Below are 24,105 nucleotides of genomic sequence, written 5' to 3' on the forward strand. Positions count from 1 at the left end.
AAATAATATGGTGCATATCGTACAGCAACACCTGGCGCTCCGGCTCCAACTCCAGCAGCCCCACCCGCAGCAGGGGCGCCTGTCCCAGATCGAATGCGCGGATAAACTCGGCGATCTGCCGCAGCCCGTCTTCCTCTGCTTTCTTATAGCTGATCTCGAAATCCACTTCCAGGTGAATCCGCTGCGCGGGCTCGCCCTCCACCCATTCAAAGGATGTGCGCAACGCCTCGTGGCGCGCGATCAGCTGCCGGAAGGCACGCTCGAACCGTTCCCGGTCCACCTTGCCCTCCATCATCACCGCGCCGGGCATATTGTAGCTTTGCTCCGCGCCTTGCAATTGGCTTAGGATGTACATCCGCTTCTGCGCGGAAGACACCGGGTAATACTCGCGCAGCGGAGTCGGTTCTATCGAAGCGTAAGCATGCGCCTCCATTCCCCGAATCGCCTGCGCCAATTCCTTGATCGTCGGCGACTGGAACACTTCGCGCAACGGGACCTGAACGTTCAATTCCTTGTGGATGCGGGTAACCAGCGTCGTCGCTTTGAGAGAATGTCCGCCCAGTTCAAAGAAGTTGTCCGTGATCCCGATGGCCGAGACGCCCAACACCCCTTGCCAAATATCCGCGAGGGTTTCTTCCAGCGCATTTCTTGGCGCCTCGTACACCGTGCCCCTCTCGAGCGTTCCTTCTGGCGACGGCAATGCCTTCCGGTCCAGCTTCCCGTTGGGCGTCAGCGGCATCTGCTCTACCCGCACGAAGAACGACGGATCATGTGTTGGGCAGCATTTCCAACAGATGCTTCCTCAGTTCCGCTGCGCCAAGATTGCCGTTCGCGACGAAATAGGCGCATAAATACGCGCTTCCTTCTTCATCCTTACGCGCGATGACCGTTGCTTCCTTAACCGATTCGTGTGACCGAAGCGCCGATTCCACTTCGCCCAATTCGATGCGGTGGCCGCGGACTTTCACTTGCTCGTCGATCCGTCCCAAGTATTCGATGTTCCCGTCCGGCAGCCAGCGCGCCAGGTCTCCCGTCCGGTACATCCGCTCGCCAGGTGCGAACGGGTTGGCTACGAATTTCTCCGCGGTGAGCTCCGGTTGATTCAAATATCCACGCGCCAAGCCAGCTCCCGAGATGCATAGCTCTCCCGGTACTCCGATCGTTGCAATAACCGTCCGCCGCATCCACGATATGCACTTTCGTGTTCGCAATCGGGCTGCCGATCGTAAGTTTCAATGCACGCTCTACATGCCTCAAATAGGACGTTACCACGCTGTTCTCGGTAGGACCGTATTCATTCACGAATTCAATATGTCCGTACCTGCCAACCGTTTCTCGATAACTCCAGAATCTGCTTTTTCTCCGGCTAGCGTGATAACTTGCAAATGCTCAGCATCTTGTGGCGATAAATATTCTTGTATCGCCTGAAACAAAGAAGGTACGCAAATGAAATGACTTACTTTTGAAGTGGCGATCGCTTTCACGATCGCATACGGGTTTCTTGTGTCTTGCAACAGGATGGCTCTCGCACCAGACAGGATAGGCGTGAAAAAGCTGGTCACAAATCCATCGAATGAATAGGAAAACAATTGCAGAACGCTATGCGTTTCGTTAAATCCATACGCTTGTTTGCGCCAAAGCAGCGCATTGATTACTCCGTCTTGCTCGATCATGACGCCCTTCGGCTTCCCGGTGGAGCCCGAAGTATAGATCACATACGCCAGATCTTTGGAGCTGCCGGTATGATCGAGATCGGTGTTATCCAGGGCGTACAACCGCTCGTCATCGACATGCAGCACTTCTCCCGCGAATCCCATCGTCTGCCCTTGCAGCCGTTTCTGCGTCAGCAGGATATCCGCTCCGCTGTCCTCCAGCATGTACCCGATTCGCTCCGCCGGATAGTCCGGATCGATCGGCAGGTACGCCCCTCCGGCTTTCAGGATCCCCAGGATCCCCACGATCATCTCCAGCGACCGCTCCGCCAGGATCCCCACGATCCGATCCGCGCCAACGCCCTTGCCCCTCAGCACTCTCGCCAGTTGATTCGCTCGTCCGTTCAATTCCGCATACGTCAGCGACTCCGACTCCAATACGACAGCCGTATGATCCGGTGTCTTCTTTACCTGTTCTTCAAACAGCCCTGAATCGTTTGATCCGCCGGATACGACGCCTTCGTGTCGTTGAACGCATGCAGAAGCTGACGCTTCTCTTCCGCGCTAAGCAGCTCGATGGCCTTCAGCTGTTTCGCCGTCTGACTGCTGATGTCGCGCAATAACGCAACATAATGCCGCCCCAGCCGTTCTGCCGTTTCCTTCGTATATATCGCCGTACAATACGACAGGCTCAGTCCGATTTCGCTCCCCGTTTCCACCGCGGTCAAGCTCATATCGAATTTGGATGCCGAATGTTCGAACCCGTATGGGGAGAACCGCATCTCCTCGATCTCCGTCTCTTCCTCGCTCATGTTTTGCAAGGAAAACATCGTGTCAAATATCGGATTGCGGCTCAGGTCCCTCCTTACGTTCAATTTCTCTACCAGTTCTTCGAACGGATACTCTTGATGTTCATACGCTTGCAGCGCTACCTCTTTCACTTCCTGCAAATACGCCGTAAATGTTTTCTCCCCTGCCGGCCTCGATCGCATCGCCAGCGTATTGACAAACATGCCGATGATGTTCTCGACGTCCGCATGCGGACGCCCTGCAATCGGCGTGCCTACCACGATGTCTTCCTGCCCCGTGTATTTGGAGAGCAAGGCGCTGTAACCCGCAAGCAATACCATATACAGGGTCGTTCCCGTTTCCGCCGCGATTCGGTTTAATCCTGCCGACAGCTCCCCGTCCAGCACAAATTGGATTTGATCCCCTTTGAAGCTTTGAACCGCCGGTCTCGGATAATCCGTCGGCATCTCCAATACCGGCAGTTCCCCCGAGAACGTCTCCAGCCAATACGTCTCCTGCCGTTTCATCGCTTCGCTCTGCATGAACGCCTGCTGCCATACCGCATAATCTTTGTATTGCAGCCGCGGGCAGGCAGCGTTTGACCCCCATACAGCCCGACAAACTCCCGTACGAGAATGTCCATGGACACCCCGTCGGAAATAATATGGTGCATATCGTACAGCAACACCTGGCGCTCCGGCTCCAACTCCAGCAGCCCCACCCGCAGCAGGGGCGCCTGCCCCAGATCGAACGCGCGGATAAACTCGGCGATCTGCCGCAGCCCGCCTTCCTCTGCTTTCTTATAGCTGATCTCGAAATCCACTTCCAGGTGAATCCGCTGCGCGGGCTCGCCCTCTACCCATTCAAAGGATGTGCGCAACGCCTCGTGGCGCGCAATCAGCTGCCGGAAGGCACGCTCGAACCGTTCCCGGTCCACTTTGCCCTCCATCATCACCGCGCCGGGCATATTGTAGCTTTCGTCCGCGCCTTGCAATTGGCTTAGGATATACATCCGCTTCTGCGCGGAAGACACCGGGTAATACTCGCGCAGCGGAGCCGGTTCTATCGAAGCGTAAGCATGCGCCTCCATTCCCCGAATCGCCTGCGCCAATTCCTTGATCGTCGGCGACTGGAACACTTCACGCAACGGGACCTGGACGTTCAATTCCTTGTGGATGCGGCTAACCAGCGTCGTCGCTTTGAGAGAATGTCCGCCCAGTTCAAAGAAGTTATCCGCGATCCCGATGGCCGAGACGCCCAACACCCCTTGCCAAATATTCGCGAGGGTTTCTTCCAGCGCATTTCTTGGCGCCTCGTACACCGTGCCCCTCTCGAGCGTTCCTTCTGGCGACGGCAATGCCTTCCGGTCCAGCTTTCCGTTGGGCGTCAGCGGCATCTGCTCTACCCGCACGAAGAACGACGGGATCATGTACTGGGGCAACATTTCCGACAAACGCTTCCTCAGTTCCGCTGCGCCAAGATTGCCGTTCGCGACGAAATAGGCGCATAAATACGCGCTTCCTTCTTCATCCTTACGCGCGATGACCGTTGCTTCCTTAACCGATTCGTGTGACCGAAGCGCCGATTCCACTTCGCCCAATTCGATGCGGTGGCCGCGGACTTTCACTTGCTCGTCGATCCGTCCCAAGTATTCGATATTCCCGTCCGGCAGCCAGCGCGCCAGGTCTCCCGTCCGGTACATCCGCTCGCCAGGTGCGAACGGGTTGGCTACGAATTTCTCCGCGGTGAGCTCCGGTTGATTCAAATATCCCCGTGCCAAGCCAGCTCCCGAGATGCACAATTCTCCGGGCACTCCAACGGGCCGCAATTTATGATCCGAACCCAATATATAAGTGTGCAAAGTGGGAAGAGGCTGACCCACATTGCTTATGTGCCCTTCAATCTCCGTCTGTTTTATTTGTTTATAGGTGACATGGACCGTTGTTTCTGTGATGCCGTACATATTAATAAGCTCTACGTTCGGATACTTCGACTTCCAATTCTCGAGTAACGATGGCTTCAGCGCTTCCCCCCCAAAAATAACCATCCGAAGCAACAGAGGCTCTGCCTGAAGCCGATCTTCTTCAACCAACTGATAAAAATAGGTTGGCGTTTGATTTAATACCGTTACCTTTTCCGTTCTTAATAACGTCAGAAATTCCCTAGGATTTTTGCTGACCTCTTTGGGAACAACAATCAATTTCCCGCCATACAGAATGGCACCATACATTTCCCAAACAGAAAAATCAAAACAGAAGGAATGAAACAACGTCCAAGTATCTTTGTAGGAGAACTGAAATGGAGTTCTGTCGTTAAAGAATAATCTTACGACATTGTCATGCTCGATCATGACGCCCTTCGGCTTCCCGGTGGAGCCCGAAGTATAGATCACATACGCCAGATCTTTGGAACTGCCCGTATGCTCAAGATTGGTATCATCCAGGGCGTACAACCGCTCGTCATCGACATGCAGCACTTCTCCCGCGAATCCCATCGTCTGCGCTTCCAGCCGTTTCTGCGTCAGCAGAATATCCGCTCCGCTGTCCTCCAGCATGTACCCGATTCGCTCCGCCGGATAGTCCGGATCGATCGGCAGGTACGCCCCTCCGGCTTTCAGGATCCCCAGGATCCCCACGATCATCTCCAGCGACCGCTCCGCCAGGATCCCCACGATCCGATCCGCTCCAACGCCCTTGCCCCTCAGCACTCTCGCCAGTTGATTCGCTCGTCCGTTCAATTCCGCATACGTTAGCGACTCCGACTCCAATACGACAGCCGTATGATCCGGTGTCTTCTTTACCTGTTCTTCAAACAGCCCGTGAATCGTTTGATCCGCCGGATACGACGCCTTCGTGTCGTTGAACTCATACAGAAGCTGACGCTTCTCTTCTTCCGTCACGATTTCCAACTGATCGATGTGTACATGCGGGGTTTCCACGAGCTGGGCGACTACCTCTTGCAAGTGCCCCCGTATTCTCGCTACCATTCCTCGATCGATTCGAGCCGCATTGTAGCTGAATTCGATCGTCATTTTCTTGCCAGGCAAAATCAGGATACTAAAGTCATAGTTGGTTTGTTCAAACGTCTCTACGTTGCTAATCGCAAACCCGATGCTTTGTCCGCTCGATTGTTCGATGGCTTCTTCGATCGGGTAATTCTCGAACACCATGACATGATTGACCAATCCTTGCTTCAGCGGAGAGTTCGCCTGAATTTCGTAAAGCGGATAATAGTCATACTGCGCCGACGAAAGCGATAACAGCTGGACTTGCTTCACAAGGTCGGAAAAAGACATGCCCGGTCTGCTTTGAATACGAACGGGTATCGTGTTGATAAACAAGCCGATCATTTGCTCAATGCCCGCAATCTCGGAAGGACGGCCCGATACGACCGAGCCGAATACCGCATCGTCCACGCCATTGTATGTTTGCAGCAGTACTCCCCATATCGTTTGCAGCCACGTGTTCACCGTTACCTGATGCTCGTTCGCTGTCCGCGTCAATCTTCTGGTCAAGTCTTCTTCCAGAGTCAGAGACATCTTCTCCAGCATGTAGGCTTCGCTTTGCTGGTTGCCCAAGGTCGGCAATGTGACGGAAAGCTCATACCCTTCCAAATACCCTTCCCAGTATTGCGAAGCCGCCGCACGATCTTGTTTTCCCAGCCACTTAATATACTGACTGTACGGTGTAACAGGACCCAAGCCATGCGGTTTTTGCTCTCGCAGCGATTGATAAATCGCAAACAGTTCTTTGGCTACGACCGAAAGACACCAGCCGTCCATCAGAATATGGTGAAAGCTCCATACCATCGTGTAGCCCGCGGTTCCTTTGCGGAATAAAGCCAGCCGCATTAACGGACCTTCGCTCAGATCGAATCCTTGCGCCTTGTCCTTTTGCTTGAATTGTTCGATCACGCCGTTTTGTTCCTCGATACCGTACTCCGCGAGGTCTTCAAGCTGGATTTGAATCGGGCGCTCCCTTAACACCATCTGCAACAATCTGTTGCCTTCTCCATAGTGAAACACGGTCCGGAAGATGTCATAGCGCTCAATCAACGTATTTATGCTTTTTTCAAACAATCCGACATCCAAATAGCCATCGATCTCAAAGCTTGTCTGCTCAAAATAAGCATGTGAGCCGGGATCGAATACATGGTGGAACAGCATCCCCTGCTGTAAAGGGCTAATGGATAGACGTTGTCTACTTTGCCCACATGCATGAATGCCTCGTGGATTTGATCCAGCGCTTCGATGGACAGTTCGTTGAACAATAAATCGCTTGGCGTTTTTTCCGTCTCTCTTCTATCCGCACAATGCTCGATGATGGCTTCCAGATGACGCTTGTACCCGGCTGCCAGCTTTCAATCGTATCCGCTTCATAGGCTTTCCCGTTGTAATCGATCGTAAGCTGCAGGTGCCCGCCCAGGACCATTCCGTTGATCGACAGCGTCGACGTTCTTTCGACGTTCGGACTGACCGAGCCGCCCGCGCCGTACCTCGATCCTGCAAAAAGTCCCGTTTCCACGTCCTGGTCAAATTGTCCCAGGTAGTTGAAACTGACCTCCGGCTTCAGCTTCCATGTCCGACCTTCAGCAGCTGCCTTCCCGTACTTTAACAACCCGTATCCGATCCCTTTATTCGGGACTCGGCGCAGGTGTTCTTTTACCGTCTTGATTTGGTACGATAGCTCCCGACTTTGTTCCATCTCCAATATCACGGGATATTGGGTGGTAAACCACCCCACCGTCCGGCTGATATCCACTTCATGACCGATCTCTTCCCGGCCATGTCCCTCCAGCTCAATGGCCGCTTGCTTACTGTCATTCCATTCGCCGATCGCCAATCCCAACGCCGTTAACAAAATATCGTTAATTTCCGTGTTGTACACCTTGTTGACCTGCTTCAGCAGTTTTTCCGTCTGTTCTTCCGTCAGGGTCAAGGATACATGCCGGCCGTCTTTCATGAGGCCTGCTCCGACTTCAGAATCCTTGCGAAGCGGCTTGACTTCCGCGCGCTCAACGGCTTGCCAATATTCGGCTTCTTCCAACACCTGCCCGCTGTTGGCGTAGCCTTGCAGCGCCTTCGCCCACGCCTGGTAGGAATCGGTTTTCGTCGGAAAACGGATCGCCTCCCCATTCATCGCCTGACGATAACCCGTATTTAAATCTTCCAGCACAATCCGCCAAGATATCCCGTCCACAACCAGATGATGGACGGCCAGCAGCAAATGATCTCCTTCGGCCGTTTTGAATAATCCCGCTTTTAACAGCGGGCCTTTGCCAAGATCCATGCTCGCTTGAATTTCGGTGGCACATGCTTGAATCACTTCTTCTTCAGCCTGCTGATCCCCCGTGACATCGCGAACCTCAAGGTGGAAGACTTCTCCCTCCATCCCCCGGTTCCGCTGCGTATACCCCTCGCTGCCCGGGTGATACACCATTCGCAATCCGTCATGATGCTCAGCCAATTTCGCGAGAACCTCACGAACGATCCGCTCGTCAAATCCGTCTTTACGGTGCAGCATCACAGCCTGGTTACAGTGCTGCCTGTCCGTGAAGTTTTGTTCGAAGAACCAGCGCTGGATCGGCGTGAGTTCCACTTCGCCTTCCACCAAGCCCTGATCGATCGTTCTTCCCACAGGACGGAGACAAGAACTCAGCTCCCCGATCGTTGGATGCTGAAATAAGTCTTTGATCTCCATCTTCAAGTGATGGGCATGCAGGCGCGCGGAGATCTGGATGGCTTTGATCGAATCGCCGCCCAGTTCAAAGAAGTTATCCGCGATCCCGATGGCCGAGACGCCCAACACCCCTTGCCAAATATTCGCGAGGGTTTCTTCCAGCGCATTTCTTGGCGCCTCGTACACCGTGCCCCTCTCGAGCGTTCCTTCTGGCGACGGCAATGCCTTCCGGTCCAGCTTCCCGTTGGGCGTCAGCGGCATCTGCTCTACCCGCACGAAGAACGACGGGATCATGTACTGGGGCAACATTTCCGACAAACGCTTCCTCAGTTCCGCTGCGCCAAGATTGCCGTTCGCGACGAAATAGGCGCATAAATACGCGCTTCCTTCTTCATCCTTACGCGCGATGACCGTTGCTTCCTTGACCGATTCGTGTGATCGAAGCGCCGATTCCACTTCGCCCAATTCAATGCGGTGGCCGCGAATTTTCACTTGCTCGTCGATCCGTCCCAAGTATTCGATGTTCCCGTCCGGCAGCCAGCGCGCCAGGTCTCCCGTCCGGTACATCCGCTCGCCAGGCGCGAACGGGTTGGCCACGAATTTCTCCGCGGTGAGCTCCGGTTGATTCAAGTATCCACGTGCCAAGCCGGCTCCCGAGATGCATAGCTCTCCCGGTACTCCGATCGGTTGCAATCTATTCGTTTTATTTAAAACATAAAGCATGGTATTTCGTATAGGGCGTCCAATTGGTACATTCACATCTTCTTCGGCGACCTCATTGACCTCATAATACGTCGCGAAAACAGTAGATTCAGTCGGACCGTAAACATGGATTATTTTATTTTTCCCCATATACTGCAATGCGCTTTTTACATGAGAAACGGACGCACGTTCTCCACCAAAAAGATTTTCCGAACATTACGCAAATTGTCCTTTTCATTCTCAACAAGCACATTGAATAAGGCAGTCGTAATAAACATAACTGAAATTCCGTGTCGTTCAATTACGTCAGCTAATTTATCTAAATCTAAAATATTGGTTTTAGCCGTTAAAACGAGCTGGGCACCATTTAATAACGAACTATAAATATCAAATACTGATCCATCAAATGCATAATTGGATAATTGAAGAATTATATCGTTGCGTGAGATATCAATATAGTTGGTTTCTCGGACAACCCTGACTACACTTCGGTGCATGGTTAGACTTCCTTTCGGTTTCCCGGTGGAGCCCGAAGTATAGATCACATACGCCAGATCTTTGGAACTGCCCGTATGCTCAAGATTGGTGTCATCCAGGGCGTACAACCGCTCGTCATCGACATGCAGCACTTCTCCCGCGAATCCCATCGTCTGCGCTTCCAGCCGCTTCTGCGTCAGTAGAATATCCGCTCCGCTGTCCTCCAGCATGTACCCGATTCGCTCCGCCGGATAGTCCGGATCGATCGGCAGGTACGCCCCTCCGGCTTTCAGGATCCCCAGGATCCCCACGATCATCTCCAGCGACCGCTCCGCCAGGATCCCCACGATCCGATCCGCTCCAACGCCCTTGCCTCTCAGCACTCTCGCCAGTTGATTCGCCCGTCCGTTCAATTCCGCATACGTTAGCGACTCCGACTCCAATACGACAGCCGTATGATCCGGTGTCTTCTTTACCTGTTCTTCAAACAGCCCGTGAATCGTTTGATCCGCCGGATACGACGCCTTCGTGTCGTTGAACTCATGCAGAAGCTGGCGCTTCTCTTCTTCCGTCACGATTTCCAACTGATCGATGTGTACATGTGGGGTTTCCACGACCTGGCCGATGACCTCTTGCAAGTGCCCGCGTATTCTCGCTACCATTCCGCGATCGATTCGCGCCGCATTGTAGCTGAATTGGATCGTCATTTTCTTGCCAGGCAAAATCAGGATACTAAAGTCATAGTTGGTTTGTTCAAACGCCTCTACGTTGCTAATCGCAAACCCGATGCTTTGTCCGCTCGATTGTTCGATGGCTTCTTCGATCGGGTAATTCTCGAACACCATGACATGATTGACCAATCCTTGCTCCAGCGGAGAGCTCGCCTGAATTTCGTAAAGCGGATAATAGTCGTACTGCGCCGACGAAAGCGATGACAGCTGGACTTGCTTCACAAGGTCGGAAAAAGACATGCCCGGCCTGCTTTGAATACGAACGGGTATCGTGTTGATAAACAAGCCGATCATTTGCTCAATGCCCGCAATCTCGGAAGGACGGCCCGATACGACCGAGCCGAATACGCATCGTCCACGCCATTGTATGTTTGCAGCAGTACTCCCCATATCGTTTGCAGCCACGTGTTTACCGTTACCTGATGCTCGTTCGCTGTCCGCGTCAATCTTCTGGTCAAGTCTTCTTCCAGAGTCAGAGACATCTTCTCCAGCATGTAGGCTTCGCTTTGCTGGTTGCCCAAGGTCGGCAACGTGACGGAAAGCTCATACCCTTCCAAATACCCTTCCCAGTATTGCGAAGCCGCCGCACGATCTTGTTTTCCCAGCCACTTAATATACTGACTGTACGGTGTAACAGGACCCAAGCCATGCGGTTTTTGCTCTCGCAGCGATTGATAAATCGCAAACAGTTCTTTGGCTACGACCGAAAGACACCAGCCGTCCATCAGAATATGGTGAAAGCTCCATACCATCGTGTAGCCCGCGGTTCCTTTGCGGAATAAAGCCAGCCGCATTAACGGACCTTCGCTCAGATCGAATCCTTGCGCCTTGTCCTTTTGCTTGAATTGTTCGATCACGCCGTTTTGTTCCTCGATGCCGTACTCCGCGAGGTCTTCAAGCTGGATTTGAATCGGGCGCTCCCTTAACACCATCTGCAACAATCTGTTGCCTTCTCCATAGTGAAACACGGTCCGGAAGATGTCATAGCGCTCAATCAACGTATTTATGCTTTTTTCAAACAATCCGACATCCAAATAGCCATCGATCTCAAAGCTTGTCTGCTCAAAATAAGCATGTGAGCCGGGATCGAATACATGGTGGAACAGCATCCCCTGTTGCAAAGGAGCCAATGGATAGATGTTGTCTACTTTGCCCACATGCATGAATGCCTCGTGGATTTGATCCAGCGCTTCGATGGACAGTTCGTTGAACAATAAATCGCTTGGCGTTTTTTCCGTCTCTCTTCTATTTGCGCAATGCTCGATGATGGTTTCCAGATGACGCTTGTACCCGGCTGCCAGCTCTTCAATCGTATCCGCTTCATAGGCTTTCCCGTTGTAATCGATCGCAAGCTGCAGGTGCCCGCCCAGGACCATTCCGTTGATCGACAGCGTCGACGTTCTTTCGACGTTCGGACTGACCGAGCCGCCCGCGCCGTACCTCGATCCCGCAAAAAGTCCCGTTTCCACGTCCTGGTCGAATTGTCCCAGGTAGTTGAAACTGACCTCCGGCTTCAGCTTCCATGTCCGCCCTTCAGCAGCTGCCTTCCCGTACTTTAACAACCCGTATCCGATCCCTTTATTCGGGATTCGGCGCAGGTGTTCTTTTACCGTCTTGATTTGGTACGATAGCTCCCGACTTTGTTCCATCTCCAATATCACGGGATATTGGGTAGTAAACCACCCCACCGTCCGGCTGATATCCACTTCATGACCGATCTCTTCCCGGCCATGTCCCTCCAGCTCAATGGCCGCTTGCTTACTGTCATTCCATTCGCCGATCGCCAATCCCAACGCCGTTAACAAAATATCGTTAATTTCCGTGTTGTACGCCTTGTTGACCTGCTTCAGCAGTTTTTCCGTCTGTTCTTCCGTCAGGGTCAAGGATACATGCCGGCCGTCTTTCATGAGGCCTGCTCCGACTTCAGAATCCTTGCGAAGCGGCTTGACTTCCACGCGCTCAACGGCTTGCCAATATTCGGCTTCTTCCAACACCTGCCCGCTGTTGGCGTAGCCTTGCAGCGCCTTCGCCCACGCCTGGTAGGAATCGGTTTTCGCCGGAAAACGGATCGCCTCCCCATTCATCGCCTGACGATAACCCGTATTTAAATCTTCCAGCACAATCCGCCAAGATATCCCGTCCACAACCAGATGATGGACGGCCAGCAGCAAATGATCTCCTTCGGCCGTTTTGAATAATCCCGCTTTTAACAGCGGGCCTTTGCCAAGATCCATGCTCGCTTGAATTTCGGTGGCACATGCTTGAATCACTTCTTCTTCAGCCTGCTGATCCCCCGTGACATCGCGAACCTCAAGGTGGAAGACTTCTCCCTCCATCCCCCGGTTCCGCTGCGTATATCCCTCGCTGCCCGGGTGATACACCATTCGCAATCCGTCATGATGCTCAGCCAATTTCGCGAGAACCTCACGAACGATCCGCTCGTCAAATCCGTCTTTACGGTGCAGCATCACAGCCTGATTACAGTGCTGCCTGTCCGTGAAGTTTTGCTCGAAGAACCAGCGCTGGATCGGCGTGAGTTCCACTTCGCCTTCCACCAAGCCCTGATCGATCGTTCTTCCCACAGGACGGAGACAAGAACTCAGCTCCCCAATCGTTGGATACTGAAATAAGTCTTTGATCTCCATCTTTAAGTGATGGGCATGCAGGCGCGCGGAGATCTGGATGGCTTTGATCGAATCGCCGCCCAGTTCAAAGAAGTTATCCGCGATCCCGATGGCCGAGACGCCCAACACCCCTTGCCAAATATTCGCGAGGGTTTCTTCCAGCGCATTTCTTGGCGCCTCGTACACCGTGCCCCTCTCGAGCGTTCCTTCTGGCGACGGCAATGCCTTCCGGTCCAGCTTCCCGTTGGGCGTCAGCGGCATCTGCTCTACCCGCACGAAGAACGACGGGATCATGTATTGGGGCAGCATTTCCAACAGATGCTTCCTCAGTTCCGCTGCGCCAAGATTGCCGTTCGCGACGAAATAGGCGCATAAATACGCGCTTCCTTCTTCATCCTTACGCGCGATGACCGTTGCTTCCTTGACCGACTCGTGTGACCGAAGCGCCGATTCCACTTCGCCCAATTCAATGCGGTGGCCGCGGATTTTCACTTGCTCGTCGATCCGTCCCAAGTATTCGATGTTCCCGTCTGGCAGCCAGCGCGCCAGGTCTCCCGTCCGGTACATCCGCTCGCCAGGCGCGAACGGGTTGGCCACGAATTTCTCCGCTGTGAGCTCCGGTTGATTCAAATATCCACGCGCCAAGCCAGCTCCCGAGATGCACAGTTCTCCCGGTACTCCGATCGGTTGCAATAACCCTTGATTGTTGCAAATATAAACTTTCGTATTCTTAATGGGTTTCCCTAACCGTACTCTTTCGCTTTCCGTACATTCTCCAACTATGACATCAATGGTGGTTTCCGTAGGACCGTAATGATTGTGAAGAACGTACCCTTGCTTCAGAAATTTCTCCTTTTGTTGATCATCTAATCGCTCTCCACCGCTAATGAGTACTCTTAAACTCTCTATCTTTTGCTGATCGCCCAATAATTCATGCAATAGCGACGGAGTACCATTAATGATATGAATTTGATTTTCTTTCACGTATTGAACAAACTTGTATTTGTTCAACAGGGTTTCTTTTCGAATGCAGTGCAATTTAGCGCCATGGAGCAGGGTGCCGAATATTTGTTCTACGCTAGGATCAAATGTGTATTCGGTCATTAACACAATATTGGGGTTGAGAGACAATTCATATTGAGCATGAAACCAAGAAACGACATTGACTACATTCTTATGTTCGATCATGACGCCCTTCGGTTTCCCGGTGGAGCCCGAAGTATAGATCACATACGCCAGATCTTTGGAACTGCCCGTGTGCGCGAGATCGGTGTCATCCAGGGCGTACAACCGCTCGTCATCGACATGCAGCACTTCTCCCGCGAATCCCATCGTCTGCGCTTCCAGCCGCTTCTGCGTCAGCAGAATATCCGCTCCGCTGTCCTCCAGCATGTACCCGATTCGCTCCGCCGGATAGTCCGGATCGATCGGCAGGTACGCCCCTCCGGCTTTCAGGATCCCCAGGATCCCCACGATCATCTCCAGCGACCGCTCCGCCAGGATCCCCACGATCCGATCCGCTCCAACGCCCTTGCCCCTCAGCACTCTCGCCAGTTGATTCGCTCGTCCGTTCAATTCCGCATACGTCAGCGACTCCGACTCCAATACGACAGCCGTATGATCCGGTGTCTTCTTTACCTGTTCTTCAAACAGCCCGTGAATCGTTTGATCCGCCGGATACGTCGCCTTCGTGTCGTTGAACTCATTCAGAAGCTGACGCTTCTCTTCCGCGCTAAGCAGTTCGATGTCCTTCAGCTGTTTCTCCGTCTGACTGCTGATGTCGCGCAATAACGCAACATAATGCCGCCCCAGACGTTCTGCCGTTTCCTTCGTATATATCGCCGTACAATACGACAGGCTCAGTCCGATTTCGCGCCCCGTTTCCACCGCGGTCAAGCTCATATCGAATTTGGATGCCGAATGTTCGAACCCGTATGGGGAGAACCGCATCTCCTCGATCTCCGTCTCTTCCTCGCTCATGTTTTGCAAGGAAAACATCGTGTCAAATATCGGATTGCGGCTCAGGTCCCTCCTTACGTTCAATTTCTCTACCAGTTCTTCGAACGGATACTCTTGATGTTCATACGCTTGCAGCGCTACCTCTTTCACTTCCTGCAAATACGCCGTAAATGTTTTCTCCCCTGCCGGCCTCGATCGCATCGCCAGCGTATTGACAAACATGCCGATGATGTTCTCGACGTCCGCATGCGGACGCCCTGCAATCGGCGTGCCTACCACGATGTCTTCCTGCCCCGTGTATTTGGAGAGCAAGACGCTGTAACCCGCAAGCAATACCATATACAGGGTCGTTCCCGTTTCCGCCGCGATTCGGCTTAATCCCGCAGACAGCTCCCCGTCTAGCACAAATTGGATTTGATCCCCTTTGAAGCTTTGAACCGCCGGTCTCGGATAATCCGTCGGCATCTCCAATACCGGCAGTTCCCCCGAGAACGTTTCCAGCCAATACGTCTCCTGCCGTTTCATCGCTTCGCTCTGCATGAACGCCTGCTGCCATACCGCATAATCTTTGTATTGCAGCCGCGGGGCAGGCAGCGTTTGACCTTCATACAGCCCGACAAACTCCCGTACGAGAATGTCCATGGACACCCCATCGGAAATAATATGGTGCATATCGTACAGCAACACATGGCGCTCCGGCTCCAACTCCAGCAGCCCCACCCGCAGCAGGGGCGCCTGCCCCAGATCGAATGCGCGGATAAACTCGGCGATCTGCCGCAGCCCGTCTTCCTCTGCTTTCTTATAGCTGATCTCGAAATCCACTTCCGGGTGAATCCGCTGCGCGGGCTCGCCCTCTACCCATTCAAAGGATGTGCGCAACGCCTCGTGGCGCGCGATCAGCTGACGGAAGGCACGCTCGAACCGTTCCCGGTCCACCTTGCCCTCCATCATCACCGCGCCGGGCATATTGTAGCTTTCGTCCGCGCCTTGCAATTGGCTTAGGATGTACATCCGCTTCTGCGCGGAAGACACCGGGTAATACTCGCGCAGCGGAGCCGGTTCTATCGAAGCGTAAGCATGCGCCTCCATTCCCCGAATCGCCTGCGCCAATTCCTTGATCGTCGGCGACTGGAACACTTCGCGCAACGGGACCTGGACGTTCAATTCCTTGTGGATGCGGCTAACCAGCGTCGTCGCTTTGAGAGAATGTCCGCCCAGTTCAAAGAAGTTATCCGTGATCCCGATGGCCGAGACGCCCAACACCCCTTGCCAAATATTCGCGAGGGTTTCTTCCAGCGCATTTCTTGGCGCCTCGTACACCGTGCCCCTCTCGAGCGTTCCTTCTGGCGACGGCAATGCCTTCCGGTCCAGCTTCCCGTTGGGCGTCAGCGGCATCTGCTCTACCCGCACGAAGAACGACGGGATCATGTATTGGGGCAGCATTTCCGACAAACGCTTCCTCAGTTCCGCTGCGCCAAGATTGCCGTTCGCGACGAAATAGGCGCATAAATACGCGCTTCCTTCTTCATCCTTACGCGCGATGACCGTTGCTTCCTTGACCGATTCGTGTGACCGAAGCGCCGATTCCACTTCGCCCAATTCAATGCGGTGGCCGCGGATTTTCACTTGCTCGTCGATCCGTCCCAAGTATTCGATGTTCCCGTCCGGCAGCCAGCGCGCCAGGTCTCCCGTCCGGTACATCCGCTCGCCAGGTGCGAACGGGTTGGCCACGAATTTCTCCGCGGTGAGCTCCGGTTGATTCAAATATCCCCGTGCCAAGCCGGCTCCCGCGATGCACAGTTCTCCCGGTATTCCGATCGGTTGCAATAACCGTCCGCCGGCATCCACGATATGCACTTTCGTGTTCGCAATCGGGGTGCCGATCGGAATATTAGCGGCATTATGACTGATCGCATAATGGGTACAGATCACTGTGCTTTCCGTCGGACCGTAGGTATTCCTTACTTCGTAGTTATTCAGCTGGTAGCCTTTGACCTTATCTGCGCCCGTAAGCAAAATACGTAAGGAGCGGTTCTCCAGCGCAGCAAACTGCTCATAAACTTGAGGCGGCATCCAAGTGATTGTGATGTCGTTCTCGTGATAGTACCGGTTGAGCTCGTTTACATCCAATCGTATTACATCATCAAGCAGGTGTACCTCTGAACCTGAAATCAAATAAGGAAATAACTCCCACACCGAAGCGTCGAATACACTCGGCGCATACTGGGTGCTTCGATCTGAAGCTGTGATCTTAAATTCATTTCGATGCCACTCACAGAGGTTAACTAGAGACCGGTGTTCCACGATAACGCCCTTCGGCCTTCCTGTGGAGCCCGAAGTATAGATCACATACGCCAGATCTTTGGAACTGCCGGTATGATCGAGATCGGTGTTATCTCCAGCGTACAACCGCTCGTCATCGACATGCAGCACTTCTCCCGCGAATCCCATCGTCTGCGCTTCCAGCCGTTTCTGCGTCAGCAGAATATCCGCTCCGCTGTCCTCCAGCATGTACCCGATTCGCTCCGCCGGATAGTCCGGATCGATCGGCAGGTACGCCCCTCCGGCTTTCAGGATCCCCAGGATCCCCACGATCATCTCCAGCGACCGCTCCGCCAGGATCCCTACGATCCGATCCGCTCCAACGCCCTTGCCCCTCAGCACTCTCGCCAGTTGATTCGCTCGTCCGTTCAATTCCGCATACGTCAGCGACTCCGACTCCAATACGACAGCCGTATGATCCGGTGTCTTCTTTACCTGTTCTTCAAACAGCCCGTGAATCGTTTGATCCGCCGGATACGACGCCTTCGTGTCGTTGAACGCATGCAGAAGCTGACGCTTCTCTTCCGCGCTAAGCAGTTCGAGGTCCTTCAGCTGTTTCTCCGTCTGACTGCTGATGTCGCGCAATAACGCAACATAATGCCGCCCCAGACGTTCTGCCGTTTCCTTCGTATATATCGCCGTACAATACGACAGGCTCAGTCCGATTTCGCGCCCCGTTTCCACCGCGGTCAAGCTCATATCGAATTTGGATGCCGAATGTTCGAACCCGTATGGGGAGAACCGCATCTCCTCGATCTCCGTCTCTTCCTCGCTCATGTTTTGCAAGGAAAACATCGTGTCAAATATCGGATTGCGGCTCAGGTCCCTCCTTACGTTCAATTTCTCTACCAGTTCTTCGAACGGATACTCTTGATGTTCATACGCTTGCAGCGCTACCTCTTTCACTTCCTGCAAATACGCCGTAAATGTTTTCTCCCCTGCCGGCCTCGATCGCATCGCCAGCGTATTGACAAACATGCCGATGATGTTCTCGACGTCCGCATGCGGACGCCCTGCAATCGGCGTGCCTACCACGATGTCTTCCTGCCCCGTGTATTTGGAGAGCAAGGCGCTGTAACCCGCAAGCAATACCATATACAGGGTCGTTCCCGTTTCCGCCGCGATTCGGTTTAATCCTGCCGACAGCTCCCCGTCCAGCACAAATTGGATTTGATCCCCTTTGAAGCTTTGAACCGCCGGTCTCGGATAATCCGTCGGCATCTCCAATACCGGCAGTTCCCCGAGAACGTCTCCAGCCAATACGTCTCCTGCCGTTTCATCGCTTCGCTCTGCATGAACGCCTGCTGCCATACCGCATAATCTTTGTATTGCAGCCGCGGGGCAGGCAGCGTTTGACCCCCATACAGCCCGACAAACTCCCGTACGAGAATGTCCATGGACACCCCGTCGGAAATAATATGGTGCATATCGTACAGCAACACCTGGCGCTCCGGCTCCAACTCCAGCAGCCCCACCCGCAGCAGGGGCGCCTGCCCCAGATCGAATGCGCGGATAAACTCGGCGATCTGCCGCAGCCCGTCTTCCTCTGCTTTCTTATAGCTGATCTCGAAATCCACTTCCAGGTGAATCCGCTGCGCGGGCTCGCCCTCCACCCATTCAAAGGATGTGCGCAACGCCTCGTGGCGCGCGATCAGCTGCCGGAAGGCACGCTCGAACCGTTCCCGGTCCACCTTGCCCTCCATCATCACCGCGCCGGGCATATTGTAGCTTTGCTCCGCGCCTTGCAATTGGCTTAGGATGTACATCCGCTTCTGCGCGGAAGACACCGGGTAATACTCGCGCAGCGGAGCCGGTTCTATCGAAGCGTAAGCATGCGCCTCCATTCCCCGAATCGCCTGCGCCAATTCCTTGATCGTCGGCGACTGGAACACTTCGCGCAACGGGACCTGAACGTTCAATTCCTTGTGGATGCGGCTAACCAGCGTCGTCGCTTTGAGAGAATGTCCGCCCAGTTCAAAGAAGTTATCCGTGATCCCGATGGCCGAGACGCCCAACACCCCTTGCCAAATATTCGCGAGGGTTTCTTCCAGCGCATTTCTTGGCGCCTCGTACACCGTGCCCCTCTCGAGCGTTCCTTCTGGCGACGGCAATGCCTTCCGGTCCAGCTTCCCGTTGGGCGTCAGCGGCATCTGCTCTACCCGCACGAAGAACGACGGGATCATGTATTGGGGCAGCATTTCCAACAGATGCTTCCTCAGTTCCGCTGCGCCAAGATTGCCGTTCGCGACGAAATAGGCGCATAAATACGCGCTTCCTTCTTCATCCTTACGCGCGATGACCGTTGCTTCCTTAACCGATTCGTGTGACCGAAGCGCCGATTCCACTTCGCCCAATTCGATGCGGTGGCCGCGGACTTTCACTTGCTCGTCGATCCGTCCCAAGTATTCGATGTTCCCGTCCGGCAGCCAGCGCGCCAGGTCTCCCGTCCGGTACATCCGCTCGCCAGGTGCGAACGGGTTGGCTACGAATTTCTCCGCGGTGAGCTCCGGTTGATTCAAATATCCACGCGCCAAGCCAGCTCCCGAGATGCATAGCTCTCCCGGTACTCCGATCGGTTGCAATAACCGTCCGCCGGCATCCACGATATGCACTTTCGTGTTCGCAATCGGGCTGCCGATCGTAAGTTTCAATGCACGCTCTACATGCCTCAAATAGGACGTTACCACGCTGTTCTCGGTAGGACCGTATTCATTCACGAATTCAATATGTCCGTACCTGCCAACCGTTTTCTCGATAACTCCAGAATCTGCTTTTCTCCGGCTAGCGTGATAACTTGCAAATGCTCAGCATCTGTGCGATAAATATTCTTGTATCGCCTGAAACAAAGAAGGTACGCAAATGAAATGACTTACTTTTGAAGTGGCGATCGCTTTCACGATCGCATACGGGTTTCTTGTGTCTTGCAACAGGATGGCTCTCGCACCAGACAGGATAGGCGTGAAAAAGCTGGTCACAAATCCATCGAATGAATAGGAAAACAATTGCAGAACGCTATGCGTTTCGTTAAATCCATACGCTTGTTTGCGCCAAAGCAGCGCATTGATTACTCCGTCTTGCTCGATCATGACGCCCTTCGGCTTCCCGGTGGAGCCCGAAGTATAGATCACATACGCCAGATCTTTGGAGCTGCCGGTATGATCGAGATCGGTGTTATCCAGGGCGTACAACCGCTCGTCATCGACATGCAGCACTTCTCCCGCGAATCCCATCGTCTGCCCTTGCAGCCGTTTCTGCGTCAGCAGGATATCCGCTCCGCTGTCCTCCAGCATGTACCCGATTCGCTCCGCCGGATAGTCCGGATCGATCGGCAGGTACGCCCCTCCGGCTTTCAGGATCCCCAGGATCCCCACGATCATCTCCAGCGACCGCTCCGCCAGGATCCCCACGATCCGATCCGCGCCAACGCCCTTGCCCCTCAGCACTCTCGCCAGTTGATTCGCTCGTCCGTTCAATTCCGCATACGTCAGCGACTCCGACTCCAATACGACAGCCGTATGATCCGGTGTCTTCTTTACCTGTTCTTCAAACAGCCCCTGAATCGTTTGATCCGCCGGATACGACGCCTTCGTGTCGTTGAACGCATGCAGAAGCTGACGCTTCTCTTCCGCGCTAAGCAGTTCGATGGCCTTCAGCTGTTTCGCCGTCTGACTGCTGATGTCGCGCAATAACGCAACATAATGCCGCCCCAGCCGTTCTGCCGTTTCCTTCGTATATATCGCCGTACAATACGACAGGCTCAGTCCGATTTCGCGCCCCGTTTCCACCGCGGTCAAGCTCATATCGAATTTGGATGCCGAATGTTCGAACCCGTATGGGGAGAACCGCATCTCCTCGATCTCCGTCTCTTCCTCGCTCATGTTTTGCAAGGAAAACATCGTGTCAAATATCGGATTGCGGCTCAGGTCCCTCCTTACGTTCAATTTCTCTACCAGTTCTTCGAACGGATACTCTTGATGTTCATACGCTTGCAGCGCTACCTCTTTCACTTCCTGCAAATACGCCGTAAATGTTTTCTCCCCTGCCGGCCTCGATCGCATCGCCAGCGTATTGACAAACATGCCGATGATGTTCTCGACGTCCGCATGCGGACGCCCTGCAATCGGCGTGCCTACCACGATGTCTTCCTGCCCCGTGTATTTGGAGAGCAAGGCGCTGTAACCCGCAAGCAATACCATATACAGGGTCGTTCCCGTTTCCGCCGCGATTCGGTTTAATCCTGCCGACAGCTCCCCGTCCAGCACAAATTGGATTTGATCCCCTTTGAAGCTTTGAACCGCCGGTCTCGGATAATCCGTCGGCATCTCCAATACCGGCAGTTCCCCCGAGAACGTCTCCAGCCAATACGTCTCCTGCCGTTTCATCGCTTCGCTCTGCATGAACGCCTGCTGCCATACCGCATAATCTTTGTATTGCAGCCGCGGGGCAGGCAGCGTTTGACCCCCATACAGCCCGACAAACTCCCGTACGAGAATGTCCATGGACACCCCGTCGGAAATAATATGGTGCATATCGTACAGCAACACCTGGCGCTCCGGCTCCAACTCCAGCAGCCCCACCCGCAGCAGGGCGCCTGCCCCAGATCGAACGCGCGGATAAACTCGGCGATCTGCCGCAGCCCGCCTTCCTCTGCTTTCTTATAGCTGATCTCGAAATCCACTTCCAGGTGAATCCGCTGCGCGGGCTCGCCCTCTACCCATTCAAAGGATGTGCGCAACGCCTCGTGGCGCGCAATCAGCTGCCGGAAGGCACGCTCGAACCGTTCCCGGTCCACTTTGCCCTCCATCATCACCGCGCCGGGCATATTGTAGCTTTCGTCCGCGCCTTGCAATTGGCTTAGGATATACATCCGCTTCTGCGCGGAAGACACCGGGTAATACTCGCGCAGCGGAGCCGGTTCTATCGAAGCGTAAGCATGCGCCTCCATTCCCCGAATCGCCTGCGCCAATTCCTTGATCGTCGGCGACTGGAACACTTCGCGCAACGGGACCTGGACGTTCAATTCCTTGTGGATGCGGCTAACCAGCGTCGTCGCTTTGAGAGAATGTCCGCCCAGTTCAAAGAAGTTATCCGCGATCCCGATGGCCGAGACGCCCAACACCCCTTGCCAAATATTCGCGAGGGTTTCTTCCAGCGCATTTCTTGGCGCCTCGTACACCGTGCCCCTCTCGAGCGTTCCTTCTGGCGACGGCAATGCCTTCCGGTCCAGCTTTCCGTTGGGCGTCAGCGGCATCTGCTCTACCCGCACGAAGAACGACGGGATCATGTACTGGGGCAACATTTCCGACAAACGCTTCCTCAGTTCCGCTGCGCCAAGATTGCCGTTCGCGACGAAATAGGCGCATAAATACGCGCTTCCTTCTTCATCCTTACGCGCGATGACCGTTGCTTCCTTAACCGATTCGTGTGACCGAAGCGCCGATTCCACTTCGCCCAATTCGATGCGGTGGCCGCGGACTTTCACTTGCTCGTCGATCCGTCCCAAGTATTCGATATTCCCGTCCGGCAGCCAGCGCGCCAGGTCTCCCGTCCGGTACATCCGCTCGCCAGGTGCGAACGGGTTGGCTACGAATTTCTCCGCGGTGAGCTCCGGTTGATTCAAATATCCCCGTGCCAAGCCAGCTCCCGAGATGCACAATTCTCCGGGCACTCCAACGGGCCGCAATTTATGATCCGAACCCAATATATAAGTGTGCAAAGTGGGAAGAGGCTGACCCACATTGCTTATGTGCCCTTCAATCTCCGTCTGTTTTATTTGTTTATAGGTGACATGGACCGTTGTTTCTGTGATGCCGTACATATTAATAAGCTCTACGTTCGGATACTTCGACTTCCAATTCTCGAGTAACGATGGCTTCAGCGCTTCCCCCCCAAAAATAACCATCCGAAGCAACAGAGGCTCTGCCTGAAGCCGATCTTCTTCAACCAACTGATAAAAATAGGTTGGCGTTTGATTTAATACCGTTACCTTTTCCGTTCTTAATAACGTCAGAAATTCCCTAGGATTTTTGCTGACCTCTTTGGGAACAACAATCAATTTCCCGCCATACAGAATGGCACCATACATTTCCCAAACAGAAAATCAAAACAGAAGGAATGAAACAACGTCCAAGTATCTTTGTAGGAGAACTGAAATGGAGTTCTGTCGTTAAAGAATAATCTTACGACATTGTCATGCTCGATCATGACGCCCTTCGGCTTCCCGGTGGAGCCCGAAGTATAGATCACATACGCCAGATCTTTGGAACTGCCCGTATGCTCAAGATGGTATCATCCAGGGCGTACAACCGCTCGTCATCGACATGCAGCACTTCTCCCGCGAATCCCATCGTCTGCGCTTCCAGCCGTTTCTGCGTCAGCAGAATATCCGCTCCGCTGTCCTCCAGCATGTACCCGATTCGCTCCGCCGGATAGTCCGGATCGATCGGCAGGTACGCCCCTCCGGCTTTCAGGATCCCCAGGATCCCCACGATCATCTCCAGCGACCGCTCCGCCAGGATCCCCACGATCCGATCCGCTCCAACGCCCTTGCCCCTCAGCACTCTCGCCAGTTGATTCGCTCGTCCGTTCAATTCCGCATACGTTAGCGACTCCGACTCCAATACGACAGCCGTATGATCCGGTGTCTTCTTTACCTGTTCTTCAAACAGCCCGTGAATCGTTTGATCCGCCGGATACGACGCCTTCGTGTCGTTGAACTCATACAGAAGCTGACGCTTCTCTTCTTCCGTCACGATTTCCAACTGATCGATGTGTACATGCGGGGTTTCCACGAGCTGGGCGACTACCTCTTGCAAGTGCCCCCGTATTCTCGCTACCATTCCTCGATCGATTCGAGCCGCATTGTAGCTGAATTCGATCGTCATTTTCTTGCCAGGCAAATCAGGATACTTCTAAGTCATAGTTGGTTGGTTTTCAACGTCTCTACGTTTGCTAATCGCAAACCCGATGCTTTGGTCCGCTCGATTGTTCGATGGCTTCTTCGAATCGGGTAATCTCGAACAAGCAATGACATGATTGACAATCCTTGCTTCAGCGGAGAGTGTCGCCTGAATTTCGTAAAAGCGGATATAGTCATACTGCGCCGAACGAAAGCGATAACAGCTGGACTTGCTTCACAGGTCGAAAAAGACATGCCGGTCTTGGCCTTTTA

The 24,105-nt window shown here is 53.8% G+C and carries 5 protein-coding genes and 6 pseudogenes; all 11 read right to left on the reverse strand.

All coding sequences use genetic code 11. The features are described from left to right. Positions 1-739, reverse strand: a 739-nt coding sequence (locus D3H35_RS03145) for a condensation domain-containing protein (RefSeq protein WP_233567729.1), incomplete at its 3' end; no start/stop codon positions are given. A 28-nt stretch (positions 740-767) separates the two neighbouring features. After that, complete coding sequence (locus D3H35_RS31195; RefSeq protein ID WP_119147737.1) at positions 768-1,184, reverse strand: AMP-binding enzyme; 417 nt, start codon at positions 1,182-1,184, stop codon at positions 768-770. A gap of 22 nt (positions 1,185-1,206) precedes the next feature. Further along, positions 1,207-2,090, reverse strand: a pseudogene (locus D3H35_RS03160) (AMP-binding protein); the annotation flags it as partial. Positions 2,091-2,119: 29 nt separating this feature from the next. Continuing rightward, positions 2,120-3,531, reverse strand: a pseudogene (locus D3H35_RS35330) (condensation domain-containing protein). A gap of 6 nt (positions 3,532-3,537) precedes the next feature. Further along, positions 3,538-6,606: pseudogene (locus D3H35_RS03170) on the reverse strand (non-ribosomal peptide synthetase); the annotation flags it as partial. A 34-nt stretch (positions 6,607-6,640) separates the two neighbouring features. Then, positions 6,641-8,764: a condensation domain-containing protein gene (locus tag D3H35_RS03175; RefSeq protein ID WP_158593922.1), complete on the reverse strand. Its 2,124-nt coding sequence runs from the start codon at positions 8,762-8,764 to the stop codon at positions 6,641-6,643. A gap of 42 nt (positions 8,765-8,806) precedes the next feature. Next, positions 8,807-15,623, reverse strand: a pseudogene (locus D3H35_RS35335) (non-ribosomal peptide synthetase); the annotation flags it as partial. A 50-nt stretch (positions 15,624-15,673) separates the two neighbouring features. Further along, positions 15,674-21,463: pseudogene (locus tag D3H35_RS35340) on the reverse strand (non-ribosomal peptide synthetase). A 98-nt stretch (positions 21,464-21,561) separates the two neighbouring features. After that, positions 21,562-23,019 (reverse strand): annotated as a pseudogene (locus D3H35_RS31955) (AMP-binding protein); the annotation flags it as partial. After that, complete coding sequence (locus D3H35_RS34595) at positions 22,986-23,180, reverse strand: AMP-binding protein (RefSeq protein ID WP_158593924.1); 195 nt, start codon at positions 23,178-23,180, stop codon at positions 22,986-22,988. The pseudogene D3H35_RS31955 and the gene D3H35_RS34595, both read right to left, overlap by 34 nt. After that, entirely contained in the window at positions 23,177-23,833 is a 657-nt protein-coding gene (locus D3H35_RS03210; RefSeq protein WP_119147748.1) for an AMP-binding protein, read from the reverse strand. The genes D3H35_RS34595 and D3H35_RS03210 overlap by 4 nt, the downstream gene beginning before the upstream one ends. Between the last annotated feature and the right edge of the window lie 272 nt (positions 23,834-24,105).

The sequence above is a fragment of the Cohnella faecalis genome, from assembly GCF_003570905.1.
GTDB lineage: Bacteria > Bacillota > Bacilli > Paenibacillales > Paenibacillaceae > Cohnella > Cohnella faecalis.